Origin of the sequence: Streptomyces sp. NPDC055955, assembly GCF_042270245.1 — a bacterium.
Taxonomy (GTDB): Bacteria; Actinomycetota; Actinomycetes; order Streptomycetales; family Streptomycetaceae; genus Streptomyces.
On sequence record NZ_JBHJYS010000038.1, the window covers coordinates 62,228 to 74,565 of the forward strand.

The window sequence follows — 12,338 nt, forward strand, 5'->3', positions numbered from 1 at the left end:
AGCCAGCCCGCCGATGCAGAGCGTGCAACTCATCGCTCAGCTGCTTGCGCCGGCCGGGATCCAGTAACGGAGCAGTGAGCCTAGGCACGTTCCCCCCGAGAGCAGCCGTCCAGAACTGTCCTACAACGTCCGACGAACAAACTACAGCGTCCGAAGTCGTCTGGGGGCGTGCTGAGTTGTGCAGCGGCGTCAGTGCATGTCAACGGCCATTTCTACCGTTCGAACCTGAGTGGGACCTGATGGAACCCACTAAGGAGAACGAGATGGTCGACACAGCTTTGGGCCTGTTGGCACAGGGACTGCTGACCCAACTGCCCGCCAGCCTGGTCACGGTCGCGGCCACCACCTTCTGCACATGGATCGTTCGCAAGCGGAAGAAGCCAGAGGTAAAGGACTGAGGCGCCCTGCCTGGCCCCGGCAGCTCGAGGAAGAAGGGAAGGGCGAGGGCAACACGACCCTGGTCCTAGCGTCGGTACGGCCTCGGCAAGGGCGACAGCGACGGGGTACTCCACAGGGCCAGCCTGCAGTGGCCGAGCCGAGCGTGCGCGTTGGCCTACGCTGCGCGGAGGGGTCCGGCAGTGCGCCCTGTGCCCGGCCGATGCTGCCGCCGCCGGGCCACTCCCTACTGCTGGCGGGCTTCGGTGTTCTCCCGGATCGCATGGGCGACGTCGAGCAGTGCGTACGCGATGGCAGACAGGCCCTCACCGATTGCCTCGGTCTGCTTGTCCTCGCCCCATCGCTCGTTCGCCCGGTCTGCCCGGCTCTCCGCGAAGTCGCCGTACACGCTGCTCTGCGGCATGTCGCCCCCTTCTCTGCGCCGCCGGCCGGTCCGGCAAGCGCCTGCACCCTGCCCGGGGCAGGTGGGGATGAACCGCGGCGCGGCACGGTCGGCCGAATCCGGCCCGGGTCTGCTTCCCGGAAGAAACTCCCTGGGCCGTGCCACAGCTGCCTCGCAGGCGTTAGACAGCATGAGACCGCACAGTGGATTCCAGACCGCTCGGGACGGCGACCACCCCCGGCCCACCCCGAGCCCCAGCGGCCCTGCCATCACCCCCGGTGGCAGGGCCGCTTCACGCCTCCGGATGCTCCGCGAACCAGGACGTCATCCTCTGCAACGGCAATGTGACCGCCATCGAGTTGCCCTTCGCCCCCAGATTGTCCCGGCCGAAGTGATCCGCCTGACGCTCCGCCTCATCCACGAACCCGATCGGCACCGCATACAGCGCCGGGTCCTTCGCCTTCATCGCCACCCGCACCCGCGCGGCCGCCTTCAACTGCGCCGTCACCTGGTCCTGACACTCCGGCGCCGTCTCACATCCCGCAGCGCCCGCCGCTGTGTACTCCTCGAGTGCATCCCGCGGCGCCACCGGCTTCGCCTTGGACGCCGACACGGACGGCTTCCCGCCCTTCCCGCCCCTGCCCGAGTCGTCTCCGCTGCAGCCGGCCGCACCCCCAACCACGAGCACCGCCACCACGATTGACCCCACCATCCGCATACGCCTCATGCCGGGCATGGTTCACCCGAAGACGAGCCCGGGGAACCCGAACTACAACATCGGGGATCATCAGGACAGGCGCGGGGTGTTTGTAAGCACCTCTTTGGGCTCCAGTGCACGGAAGAGAAGTGGCTCCAGGCGTAAGAAGTTGATCTGGCTCCACTCCGCGTAGCGATGCGCGGATCTTGGACGTTGGATAGGGTCCGGCGGGAGGTGCGGGAATGAGTTTCCGGTTGGCGGCGTACGCCGTGTGTATCGAGGACGGGCGGGTACTGCTCGCCCGTCATGTGTCGCCGGAGGGCGGGAGTACCTGGACTCTTCCGGGCGGCAGGGTCGAGCACGGGGAGGATCCGTTCGATGCGGTGATCCGGGAGGTCGCCGAGGAGACCGGATGCGCCGCGGTGGTGGATCGCCTGCTGGGAGTGGACTCACGGGTGATCCCTGCGGCCTCCGCGCGTGCGGGAGTCGAGCACCAGAATGTCGGCATCTTCTACCGGGTCCGTATCACTGGCGGCCAGCCCCGGCCTGAGCCGAACGGTGAAATCGCCGAGTCGGTCTGGACTCCGTTCTCCGATGTGGCTGGCCTGCGCCGGTCATCGCTTGTCGACATCGGCCTTGCCCTGGCACAGGCCCTTCCGTCAACCGGCCACGTCGCTCCTGTCCCGGTCGGCGGCCTAATCCAGCACTGAGGCATCTCCGGCGTCTGCCTGGCCTGCTTGTCCCCGGCGACGTTCGTGAGCGGGCCGATCAGTCAGGTCTGCGACGTGCCCTCTTTGGAATGAATGCACTGGTCCGTCCGCCCGGCGACGGCAGGGTTTGTGCGTCGATCACGGTCATGTCGGAGGCCGTGTTGCTTGGTCATGGTCATGGTCATGTGGGGAGGCCGGGATGGGTTTGTCGCCAGGACGCGCACAGCATCCGCGCCGCCCAGGCCGACCTTCTCGACGCACTCCCCGGAGTCCGTCTCCCAGACCTTGACGAACTGCGAGACCGCGGAGTGCTCGGAACTCACCCGGGGACGTCCCCGAGCCCGCGGCGGATTCTCGGAGCCGGCGGCCGCACGATCGCCGATTCGCCTGACCTCTCCGCCTGACGCACCCTCAGGCCCCGTGCCGAGAGTTCGATAGAGCCCCTTCGGCGTCACAGTTATGCCGATTAGGGGTCTGGTAAGACCGTGTCACCAGCCGCAAACGGCGGCGGCGCTCAGTGAGATGCGCCTGAGGAAGCAGCAGCAGTCGCACCCGCCGCTATGATCCGCGTCGTACAGAACGTCAGGTGATACCCCCGCTTTCGTCCCCCACAGGAACCGGCCGAGCAGCGCCTGCCGCAGTCATCTCACTGAGCGTGAAAGGCAGACATGGCCCGCCGGTTCCTTACTGTCATAGCCGCCTGTGCGGCCGCACTTCTCGGCACTGGCTGTAGCAACCACGCCCCACAGCCCGCCGCGGCAGCCCCCGCGGTCACGGTCACGCAGACCATCACGCCCACGCCGTCGTCCACACCTGTAGCCAGCCACACTTCGGCCTTGCCCACACGGGCCGTGTCCTCGGCGCCGGCCTCAGCCCCGGCCCGCACCCCGCTGGGATCGGTCGTCCTGACCGAATGGCACGACGGCGATGCGACGAACAAGTGCGTGAACGTCATGACCGTCTACGAGAACCGCTCAGACACCGCCGTCATCTCGATCACCCAGAAATTCCAGACCTCGTACACGCCCAAGCACGCCGACGGCGAGTACCCCGAAGACGTGGACGGCACGGTCAAGACGCTCACGCAGGACGCGGGCGTCGCCCCGTACGGGACCCGGACTCTGTACTGGCAGGTGTGCGCGCCCGAGCTGGCGTCCAAGCAGAACCCCATTCCGGCGGACGGCACCGACTCGTTCATGTCCGAGATCGGCGCCCAGCCTCGCTCCACCGTCTGGGATTGGGCGCACTAGAGATCTTTAAGGGCCTGGGTTACGTGGGGTCGTGACGGATGTCGTGGGCTGCGCTATGCCGGAGGGATGAGGTATCCCGATGGCGGAGGGCTGACGGCTGAGGAGCGGGTTCGGCGTGAGCAGGTCCGGTTGGCGGCCGCTGATCTGATCGAGGCAGGTGCCAGTGACCGAATCGGGCATCGATCAGCTCGCGCATGGTGCGACTGACGTGCGTGTTCAGATGGCGGGACAGCGCGGCTGGCTCTGTTTACGAGAACAGGTTCCGGCTCAACTTCCGTGATGTCGTGTCATGCCTGCGCTTGCAAGTCGAATGGGAGAGTGACTGATGGCCGACAGAGTGGTTCTCGACGGAGCGCTGACCCGTCTTGGCTCGACGGCCGAGGATGATGTGGATCTGCTGGCCCAATGGTTCGCTTCCCCGGACTTCGTCGAGCACTGGGGCGGCGTACCGATATCGCGTGACGAAGTGGCCGACAAGTACGTTGGGCGGCGCCGGCCGCGTGTCGAGTCCTTCCTCGTACTGGCACAGAACACACCGGTGGGCTACGCGCAGTACTGGCACGCCGGCGCGACTGAAGGTGGCATCGACATGGTGTTGGGACCGCAGGCGCAAGGCCGGGGCTTGGGGCCGGATGCGGCTCGCGCGCTCCTTGCGCACTTGGGCGGGACTCTTGGATGGCGGCGCGTGACAGTCGATCCCGCGAGAGGCAACGTGCGGGCAGTGCGCGCCTGGGAGAAGGCCGGCTTCCGGCAGGTATCGAGTGAAGCCGAGAACCTCCTCATGGAGTTCAGCTTTTCCGAGGGTCGCCAGGACTGACCGGTGTGCTTCTGTGCGGAAGTTGTTGCCGGTGGCGACAGCGGTGACCGGCCGGGGGCCTCTCGCGTGCCGGATGGGGGAAGTCACGGAGGGCGGCCCCCGGCCGGTGTCTGTGCCCGGAACTGCCGGGCACTGCAGTGTGTTTCGGAGCCACTCGGGCAGCGAGATCGGGAGCCGCTGTTTGGACACCGAAATTGGAACGCTGCGTCTCCTGACCGGGTGTGACATGCCGCCATTGGCGTAATCGGCTCGTCGAGCCGGCTGACCGCGTCAGGCTGTGCAGATTGACGGTCGTATCAGGAGTCCGTGTGTACCGATCACGTGATTGGGTCTTCCAGCGGATCCGTCAAGGGCGGGCGCGGCTGTGACGGCAGGAGAGTCGCAGCCCAAAAAGGGCGCGGTGGACCGGTCGGAAGGATTCGGTGAGCGGCTACTGGGGGTGCTGCTGGACCAGGCCCACGAGATGCCACCGCATCTGATCACCCCGCTGATCGTGGAAGCGGTGGGCCGGGTCGGGGGCCGTGACGTCTCGGTTCTCCTGCAGGACTACGAACAACTGATGCTGGTGCCGCTGCCGGGTAGGCGGCTGACCGTCGGCGAACGCGCGCCGATTGATGGCTCCCCCGCCGGCACGGCCTTCCGGAGCGGAACCCCCGTCGAGGTGCCACAGGCAGACGGCGTACGGATCTACCTGCCGTTGCTGGACGGCAGCGACCAGGTGGGGGTGCTGGCGCTCACCCTGGATACCGTCGACGACAACGACCGGCGGCTGCTGCACCGACTGGCCGGCCTGGCCGCCCACATGCTGGTCATCAAGAACAGCTACACCGACCAGTTCTTCCAGACCCGACGGCGCGAGCCGATGAGCGTGGCCGCGGAGATCCAGTGGTCCCTGCTGCCCCCGCTGTCGATGTCCACCCCGCAGGTCGCGGTGGCCGGCATCCTCGAACCCGCCTACGAGGTCGCCGGCGACAGCTTCGACTACGCCCTCAACGACGACATCCTGCACGTCGTCACGGTCGACGCGATGGGCCACGGCCTGGAAGCCGCCACCATGGCGACCGTCGCCATCGGCGCCTACCGGCACGCCCGACGCACCGACGTCGGGCTGTCCGGGATCTACGCGTTCATGGACCGGGCTATCGCCGGGCAGTTCGGGCCGGAGCACTTCGTCACCGCACAAATGATGCGCCTGAACGTTGCGACAGGCCACCTGCAATGGGTCAACGCCGGCCACCCCGCGCCGCTGCTGATTCGCAACCACCAGGTCGTCTGGCAACTGCACAGCCCCACCACCTTGCCGGTCGGCTTCGGCGGCGACGAGCCCCAGATCAGCGAGCAGACGCTCCAGGTCGGCGACCGGGTGCTGTGCTTCACCGACGGCCTGATCGAGGAGCACGATGTCCGCGGCGAGCAGTTCGGCGAGGAGCAACTCATCACCTGGGTCAACCGCATCGAGCACGCCGAGGAAGGGATTCGGGCGGTGGTGCGCTCCCTCTCCCGCACCCTGATCCGGGAGCGGGGCGGGATCACCAGCGACGACGCGACCCTCTTCCTGATCGAGTGGCGCGGGGGTGCTGCCGACCACCTTGCCACCCTGGAATGAGGGGTCTTCGAACTTGATGGGGTGTCGGCCATCGGCGGTCCTCCCGCGTACCTTGGCGGACGGCCGAACGCCCTGGCCGGGCAGCTCGCAGCGAGGCGGCCAGCGGGCGCGCGTCGGCGGCGCCCCCACTAAGAGGTCGTTTCTTATGGCGTGATCGTTCGTTGAACCGTGCGTGACGGACCTGGTTGAGCGTTTGGTGCCGGACGATTTGTGGGTGCTGTTCCGGCGGGTGGTACCGCCGACGGAGGTCATACGTCCGCAGGGTGGTGGCCGGCGTCGGGCGGGTGACCGCGAAGCATTGGCCGCGATCATTTTCGTGGCGACCTCGGGCTGCACCTGGCGGCAGCTGCCGCCGGTGTTCGGCCCGAGCTGGCAGACGGTCTACCGACGCTTCGCCCAGTGGAGCCGGGCCCGGGTCTGGGCCCGGCTCCACCGCGTCGTCCTCGACGAACTCGGCGCCCACGGGGAACTGGACTGGTCGCGCTGCGCGATCGACTCCGTCAGCATGCGGGCTGCAAAAGGGGGCCTCTGACGGGACCGAATCCGACCGACCGTGGCAAGCCTGGATCGAAAATCCACTTGATCACCGACCGGAACGGACTGCCGCTCTCGCTGGGGATTTCCGGCGCGAACATGCACGACAGCCTCGGCCTTGAACCGCTCGTGCGGGGCATCCCACCGATCCGATCCCGGCGAGGACCTCGCCGACGGCGCCCCGGCAAGCTCCACGGAGACAAGGGCTACGACTACGACCATCTGCGCCGCTGGCTCCGCAAACGCGGCATCCGCCACCGCATCGCACGCAAGGGCATCGAGTCCTCACAGCGGCTCGGCCGCCACAGGTGGGTCGTCGAAAGGACCGTGTCCTGGCTCTCCGGCTGCCGTCGGCTCCATCGCCGATACGAGCGCAAGGCCGAACACTTCCTCGCCTTCGTCGGCATAGCCGCAGCCCTCATCTGTCACCGCCGTCTCACCAAATGAAACGACCTCTAACTTCGCAGACCCGGAATGAGCCGATACCGCGCGACTGGTTGCGGCCGTTGGCGGTGACTCTGGCCACGCGAGAAAACCGCGAGGGATCTATCGTAAAGGTATGAGCGTGTTCATCAAGCTGGTGGAGAACCGGCCCCCCAAGGAATACTCGGATCTGGCGGCTGCAGATATCTCCTACGACGACATCACCGAAGGGAAGTCGCCCGCCACGTACGAGTACGACCTGCTTCCGAGCGGCGCATTGCGCATCCTCAGGGTGACCAAAGGCGAGGCCGCTGCCGTCGAATCGATCTACGCTCCCGGAGTCTGGTTCCGTGTCCAGGGGCAGTGGCGCGTCAATGCGGAATAGCAAGCACTCTGCCGGCGGCCGGGCGCGTGCCGGCTGCTGGGCCCGGTCGTCGGTGCTTGAGGTCCGAGCAGAATTTGGCCATGCTTCGCGTCAGCCTACAAAATCACGTCAGACACTATCTGCAGGTGTACCGTGAATTGTGGGTTGCGCACTCTCACGTGTTGCGCCTGAAAGGACGGCCCCGGCGGTTTCACCGGGGCCGTTTGGGGGATCACGCGGAGCGTGCTGGCGCGGTCACACAGGCACCATGGCCGCCCTCGGAGTCCCAGACCACTTCACGGGCCGCTCGACACGGCTGACGAAGGCGGCGGCCCGCAAGTTGATCAGCGCTCTGGCCGACCGCTGAACCTCTCGCTACCGCGCGCCCACGGGAGGGAAGGTGCCCGTTGATGGGCACGTGGTGAGCATCGGCTGGTTCAAGGCCGAGCAAGACCCCCACAAGCTGTTGCTGCTCTCCTGCACCGTCGGCCGCTGGGACCTGCTGGTGAATCCGCCGCAGACGGATCCGGCCATCGGCGCCAGGCTGATGACCGCGGCTACCGGTCCGCTGCGCCCACACAGCGAGTGATCTGCTGGAGAGGGCCGAATTCCAACGGATCCTGATAGAACTCGACCACCTGGGGGGCACGCGGCTTGATGTCGGTGACCTTGACGTCCAGGAGCCCCTCCCGGGACCGCGTGGCCTCCAGCCGCAACAGGGCCGTGCCAGGTTCGACCGCCTGGTGGATCACATCCGGCAGGAGCAGTGGTGGCTTGTGGGGAATGTCGGAGTCGGCCACGTGGATCCGCCCGTCAACGGGGTGCGGCCGCGCCTCGTCGCAGGTCAGTGCCGATGCCGACCTGCTACGTCCGTGAGCCCGCCTCATTTCACGGTACCCCCGGCCGCCCGCACCGACGCTCTCCACAGCGCCTCCGCCGGAAAATACCTGGTCACGCCGGACATCGCCCATCGAGCAGGCGTACAGTGAAGCCACCGGAAGTACTTCGCGCACCCGCTTTCACGCGGGTGTCATTTCCGGTGATCACCTAACAAGCGGTCTGCCGACGGGCAGTTCCGGGGGCAGGTCCGCATCATGACCACCGCCGTCGACCGGACCGCGCCCCGCGACCTCGCCGCAGAGCTCCCGGCACGCTTGTCCCTCACCTCGAAGACCACCCTCGCCGGCCAGCTGGACGGTGCCTGGTGGCCCTATTCCCGCGACCTTGCAGTCGAGATTCCGCCGCTCGCCGCCGCCCTGGAAGAACCCTGGGGGCGCGTCACCCGCGTCACCGTGAACCCCACCCGCTGGCCCGTCATCCCGCACACGGTTCCCGTGGCCGGGAACACAGTGCACGTGGGCTGGTTCACCGAACAGGACCCCGACAAGCTCATCCTGCTCTCCTACACCGTCGGCCGATGGGACCTGCTGTTGGTTCCGCCCGAGGCCGAGCCCGCAGCCGCGGCTCGGCTGATGGCCGCCGCCGCGATCCCGGGCAGCGTCCTGACGGCAGGTGTCCTCATCGCCAACGAGACCGCCATCGGGCGGCGGCATCCGCGACGCCCGCCGCCGGGAGGCCACCTGGGAGGGCGAAGGCGGGACCTGTATATCCCCCTTCGGGAACCCGCTTGACCAAAGCACCCGGCCGCTGCCCGGAAACGGCTGAAGATCCTTCAGCGTCCCCCTGCCGAAACCTCCGGTCTGCCGGACAACACCGGTCGTCGAGCCCACCGCACGGATGCCGACCAGTGAGGAACAGACCTCCTCCGACCTGCCGGCTTCTCGTCCACCCTGAAGGGCACTCACGTGAAGTACATCGAGACCCAGATACTGCCGTCACTCGGGCACGCCGAGGTACGGATCATCGCGCACACGCCTGAAGCCGCCCGAGCAGTCGCGGAAGCCCTCCGCGGCTGCTTCGCCGGAACGGAACAGCGCAGCTATCTCGGCCTCGACGGTGACACTCGCCTCCACCTCACCGTGGACACGGCAGCATCCGCCGGCCCCGCCAGCTCCTGGCTGGCCGCCAGCCGGACCCCCGCCGGCACGGGCGCCCACTCCGACGAGCTCTGAGAGCCCCGGGCCCGGAGCCACCCCCACACGAGAGGACGCGGTCATGGCCACACTGCGCGAACGCAAGACCTACCGCGATCAGGTGCTCCGGGTCCTGAACGAAGCCGTCGAAGGAAACCGCCTCCTCGGCATCACCGGAGCGCAGCTGCGGCGCGACCTCCACGTACCGGAACAGGACCCGGCCGCCACCTGCACCTACCTGACGGGCGAAGGACTGATCACCGCCGACTGAGAACCCGGCACCACCCCCGCGATGGTCACCCTCACCCACGAGGGAACCCGGCACATGAAGCCCGAGGAGGAAGAGCACGACTGAAGGCCCTCGCACACACGTGAAGGGCCTGGCAGGTGGGTAGCCAGTGCTTCCAGTCGGGGTTCCGAGTCCCCAAAATCAAGATCAAATGCTTACGACCTGGTCCGCGATAGAGGATCTGAAGTTCCCCCGTGATCGTGGACAGCGGATGGTTACGCTGCGGGGGCGAGGTCTTGTGTCGTCAGTGCCCTGGTTTCGACCGGGGTGACGTATCCGTAGACGGGATGCTTCCGCAGGCGGGTGCGGTTGTACTCGACCTCGATGACCCTGTTGCCCAATTGAGTGAACCCTCTGCGATTTTGCACCTGAAGGTGTCCTGGACGGAAAGATTGCTGTTCAGCGGTCTGATCCAGGGTGAGTCGTTCGGCCGCAGGACGGGGTGGAGTGGTGTCCATGGGGTCGGGATCAGGGGCAGAGGTCCCGCAGCTGACACGGCAGGTGGCCCTCGCTGCCTTCCCCAACGGCTGCCTGGCGATGAGGGTCCGGGACGAGCTCGGCCCATTGTTCGAAGACGAGGTGTTCAGGTCCGCCTTCGGCGTCCGGGGCCGTCCTGGTGTCTCGCCGGGTCAGTTGGCGTTGGTCTGCGTCCTGCAGTTCGCCGAGAACCTGACTGACCGCCAGGCCGCGCACGCCACACGAGCAAGGATCGACTGGAAGTACCTCCTCGGCGTCGAGCTGTCGGATCCGGGGTTCGACTTCACCGTGCTGACCGGGTTCCGCGACCGGATCCTGGCGCATGGGCTGGAGGAGAAGGTCCTGGACCTACTGCTGCAGCGACTGATGGAGCTGGGGCTGGTCGCCCCTGGTGGTCGACAGCGCACCGACTCCACACATGTCCTGGCCGCAGTACGGAACTTGAACCGTCTTGAGTTCGTCGGAGAGGCTCTGCGGGCGGCTTTGGAGTCAATCGCGGTCGCCGCGCCGGCATGGCTGAGGACGTGGATGGACCCGTCCTGGCAGCAACGCTATCGGGCTCGGGTGGACGCCTACCGATTGCCCAGCGCCCAGGACGAGCGGGACGAGTTGGCGGGGCAGATCGCCACCGACGGATACCGGCTGCTCGAAACAGTCTTCACACCCACGGCGCCGCACTGGCTGCGGGACGTCCCCGCCATCGCCGTCCTGCGGACGGTGTGGATGCAGCAGTTCAAACGCACAGTGACCGACGAGATCCAGGAGGTGACTTGGCGGGGGAAGGACGAGTGCCCGCCCAGCAGAGCCAGGATCACCTCCCCCTACGATGTGGATTCCCGTTACGCCGTCAAGCGCGGCTCTGGCTGGGACGGTTACAAAGCCCACCTCAGCGAGACCTGTGATGACCCCGCTGAGGCGGGGCGCCCGCACGTGATCACCCATGTCCTCACCACCGATGCCACGGTCCACGACGCCGCGGTCATCGAGCAGATCCACGATCGCCTCGACGACAAGGGCCTGCTGCCGTCCGAGCACCTCCTGGACTCCGGCTACGTCTCCGCCGAACTGCTGCTGACCTCGCCGGTTGAACGCGGTGTCGAAGTCATTGGTCCGGTCAGGCCCAACAGCACCCGCCAGGCCGTCCAGGCCGCCGGCTATGGCAAAACGTCCTTCAGCATCGACTGGGACGCCCGACAAGCGACCTGTCCGAGCGGGGCCAACAGCAGGTACTGGACCGAGGGTTACGACCACAGCGGCCGCCTGGCGGTCCGGATCCGCTTCGCCACCCAGACATGCGCGCCCTGCCCGGCCCGCAGCCAGTGCACCCGCTCGACCCAGTACGGCCGACAGCTCACCGTCCGCCCCCAGGACCAAGACGTCCTCCTCGAACGCGTCCGGTCCGAGCAGGCCACCGAGGACTGGAAGGCCCGCTACGCGGCTCGCGCAGGAGTGGAAGGCACCATTCACCAGGCCGTCGCCACCGGAGCCCGCCGCACCCGCTACACCAGCCTGGTGAAGACGCGCCTGGCCCACATCTTCATGGCCACCGCCATCAACCTGATTCGACTCGAAGCATGGTGGAACGGAAGTCCACTCGCACCGACGCGCACTTCCCATTTGGCAGCCCTCGACCTCGCCGCATGAGAATCAATTGGGCAACAGGGTCCCTCGATGAAGCGAAAGACGTCGGCGCGAGCCGCCTCGTGAGATGCCCAGATCGTGGTGCCGATCTCCGCTTTCAGCAGTCCGAAAAAGCTATCAGCGGGCTGGCTTCCGGGTGATCGGGACCCGCGAGCGCATCGGTCAGCACAACGGCCAGTGGCGCGACGTGGTCCTGATCGAACGCCGCAGCCCAGTCATCGACTGAGCTACCAGGCAGGCTCTTCACCTCAACACGCTGAACTTGACAGAGAAGTCTCCGCTGATCTCTTCCCGTAGCGCGTCGAGGCATACCACCGTGACGATCCCGGCCTCAGCCTTGTCCCGTAAACGATCTCTGTGGCGTGGTGGTTGGTTGGAAACCTGTTGGGAGGACGGTGGACGGCCACAGGTTGCTCGGGGACCATGGCCTGCATGCCAACGTGGACTATCAAGGCGGAGCCTGTCATTGGCGCGGGTGTCGATGAGGTGATGCGGGAGTACTTCACCGAGATGGGGCGGCGGGTGCTGGGGCGCCCAGGTACAGAGGCAGAGCTGCAAGCGGTGCTTGTTGAAGATCCTCACCACGTGCTCAGCCCGCCCGACGGCGAGTTTCTCGTTGCGCGCGGGGATGAGGGTGAGTTCCTGGGCTGCGCAGGGTTGCGGCTGCTCAGAGGTGCTCCGGAGACTGCGGAGCTCAAGCGGATGTTCGTGCGCCCCGC

14 protein-coding genes and 3 pseudogenes are annotated in these 12,338 nt (G+C 67.0%); 14 read left to right on the forward strand and 3 right to left on the reverse strand.

The window, feature by feature from the left end; translation table 11 throughout:
- Positions 1–263: 263 nt before the first annotated feature.
- A complete protein-coding gene (locus ACFC96_RS43825; RefSeq protein WP_376265006.1) occupies positions 264–398 on the forward strand; it encodes a hypothetical protein in 135 nt (44 codons plus the stop codon).
- A 224-nt stretch (positions 399–622) separates the two neighbouring features.
- Here the strand turns inward: ACFC96_RS43825 and ACFC96_RS43830 are convergent, their stop codons facing one another.
- Complete coding sequence (locus ACFC96_RS43830; protein ID WP_376618175.1) at positions 623–799, reverse strand: hypothetical protein; 177 nt, start codon at positions 797–799, stop codon at positions 623–625.
- A 271-nt stretch (positions 800–1,070) separates the two neighbouring features.
- The gene (locus tag ACFC96_RS43835; protein WP_376618177.1) at positions 1,071–1,391 is read right to left on the reverse strand and encodes a hypothetical protein; all 321 of its coding nucleotides are present in this window, start codon (positions 1,389–1,391) and stop codon (positions 1,071–1,073) included.
- 326 nt (positions 1,392–1,717) lie between these two features.
- On the opposite strand from ACFC96_RS43835, the gene ACFC96_RS43840 reads away from it, so the two are divergent.
- From ACFC96_RS43840 to ACFC96_RS43870, 7 genes are all read left to right on the forward strand, one after another.
- Positions 1,718–2,185, forward strand: a complete 468-nt coding sequence (locus ACFC96_RS43840; RefSeq protein WP_376618179.1) for an NUDIX hydrolase — start codon at positions 1,718–1,720, stop codon at positions 2,183–2,185.
- Between the two features lie 836 nt (positions 2,186–3,021).
- Positions 3,022–3,435, forward strand: coding sequence for a hypothetical protein (locus ACFC96_RS43845; RefSeq protein WP_376618181.1), 414 nt, complete (start codon positions 3,022–3,024; stop codon positions 3,433–3,435).
- A gap of 325 nt (positions 3,436–3,760) precedes the next feature.
- Positions 3,761–4,252: a GNAT family N-acetyltransferase gene (locus ACFC96_RS43850; protein WP_376618182.1), complete on the forward strand. Its 492-nt coding sequence runs from the start codon at positions 3,761–3,763 to the stop codon at positions 4,250–4,252.
- Between the two features lie 364 nt (positions 4,253–4,616).
- Positions 4,617–5,858, forward strand: coding sequence for a PP2C family protein-serine/threonine phosphatase (locus ACFC96_RS43855; protein WP_376618184.1), 1,242 nt, complete (start codon positions 4,617–4,619; stop codon positions 5,856–5,858).
- Positions 5,859–6,039: 181 nt separating this feature from the next.
- Positions 6,040–6,839 (forward strand): IS5 family transposase gene (locus ACFC96_RS43860; RefSeq protein ID WP_376618200.1). Its coding sequence is split into 2 segments (ribosomal slippage): positions 6,040–6,378 and positions 6,381–6,839, totalling 798 coding nucleotides; the frame shifts between segments, so codons are not numbered across the junction.
- A 112-nt stretch (positions 6,840–6,951) separates the two neighbouring features.
- Entirely contained in the window at positions 6,952–7,200 is a 249-nt protein-coding gene (locus ACFC96_RS43865) for a hypothetical protein (protein ID WP_376220204.1), read from the forward strand.
- A gap of 379 nt (positions 7,201–7,579) precedes the next feature.
- Positions 7,580–7,768, forward strand: a complete 189-nt coding sequence (locus ACFC96_RS43870; protein ID WP_376220207.1) for a DUF5994 family protein — start codon at positions 7,580–7,582, stop codon at positions 7,766–7,768.
- On the opposite strand, the gene ACFC96_RS43875 is transcribed toward ACFC96_RS43870, so the two are convergent.
- Positions 7,737–7,979: a hypothetical protein gene (locus ACFC96_RS43875; protein ID WP_376220210.1), complete on the reverse strand. Its 243-nt coding sequence runs from the start codon at positions 7,977–7,979 to the stop codon at positions 7,737–7,739. The genes ACFC96_RS43870 and ACFC96_RS43875 overlap by 32 nt on opposite strands.
- 294 nt (positions 7,980–8,273) lie before the next feature.
- Here ACFC96_RS43875 and ACFC96_RS43880 point away from each other — a divergent pair.
- The 6 genes and pseudogenes from ACFC96_RS43880 to ACFC96_RS43905 form a co-directional block, all read left to right on the forward strand.
- Positions 8,274–8,844 (forward strand): annotated as a pseudogene (locus ACFC96_RS43880) (DUF5994 family protein).
- Between the two features lie 140 nt (positions 8,845–8,984).
- Positions 8,985–9,251 (forward strand): hypothetical protein, encoded by a 267-nt coding sequence (locus ACFC96_RS43885; protein WP_376618186.1) that lies wholly within the window; start codon positions 8,985–8,987, stop codon positions 9,249–9,251.
- Between the two features lie 43 nt (positions 9,252–9,294).
- Complete coding sequence (locus tag ACFC96_RS43890; RefSeq protein WP_376618188.1) at positions 9,295–9,483, forward strand: hypothetical protein; 189 nt, start codon at positions 9,295–9,297, stop codon at positions 9,481–9,483.
- 474 nt (positions 9,484–9,957) lie between these two features.
- Positions 9,958–11,622 (forward strand): IS1182 family transposase, encoded by a 1,665-nt coding sequence (locus ACFC96_RS43895; RefSeq protein WP_376618190.1) that lies wholly within the window; start codon positions 9,958–9,960, stop codon positions 11,620–11,622.
- A gap of 112 nt (positions 11,623–11,734) precedes the next feature.
- Positions 11,735–11,845, forward strand: a pseudogene (locus ACFC96_RS43900) (N-acetyltransferase); the annotation flags it as partial.
- 206 nt (positions 11,846–12,051) lie between these two features.
- Positions 12,052–12,338 (forward strand): annotated as a pseudogene (locus ACFC96_RS43905) (GNAT family N-acetyltransferase); the annotation flags it as partial.

What these genes read in the sequence shown, in the direction of transcription:
- ACFC96_RS43895 (WP_376618190.1), top strand. Translation starts at nt 9,958, where the DNA reads ATGGGGTCGGGATCAGGGGCAGAGGTCCCGCAGCTGACACGGCAGGTG.
- ACFC96_RS43830 (WP_376618175.1), bottom strand. Translation starts at nt 799, where the DNA reads ATGCCGCAGAGCAGCGTGTACGGCGACTTCGCGGAGAGCCGGGCAGAC.
- ACFC96_RS43825 (WP_376265006.1), top strand. Translation starts at nt 264, where the DNA reads ATGGTCGACACAGCTTTGGGCCTGTTGGCACAGGGACTGCTGACCCAA.
- ACFC96_RS43850 (WP_376618182.1), top strand. Translation starts at nt 3,761, where the DNA reads ATGGCCGACAGAGTGGTTCTCGACGGAGCGCTGACCCGTCTTGGCTCG.
- ACFC96_RS43865 (WP_376220204.1), top strand. Translation starts at nt 6,952, where the DNA reads ATGAGCGTGTTCATCAAGCTGGTGGAGAACCGGCCCCCCAAGGAATAC.
- ACFC96_RS43890 (WP_376618188.1), top strand. Translation starts at nt 9,295, where the DNA reads ATGGCCACACTGCGCGAACGCAAGACCTACCGCGATCAGGTGCTCCGG.
- ACFC96_RS43840 (WP_376618179.1), top strand. Translation starts at nt 1,718, where the DNA reads ATGAGTTTCCGGTTGGCGGCGTACGCCGTGTGTATCGAGGACGGGCGG.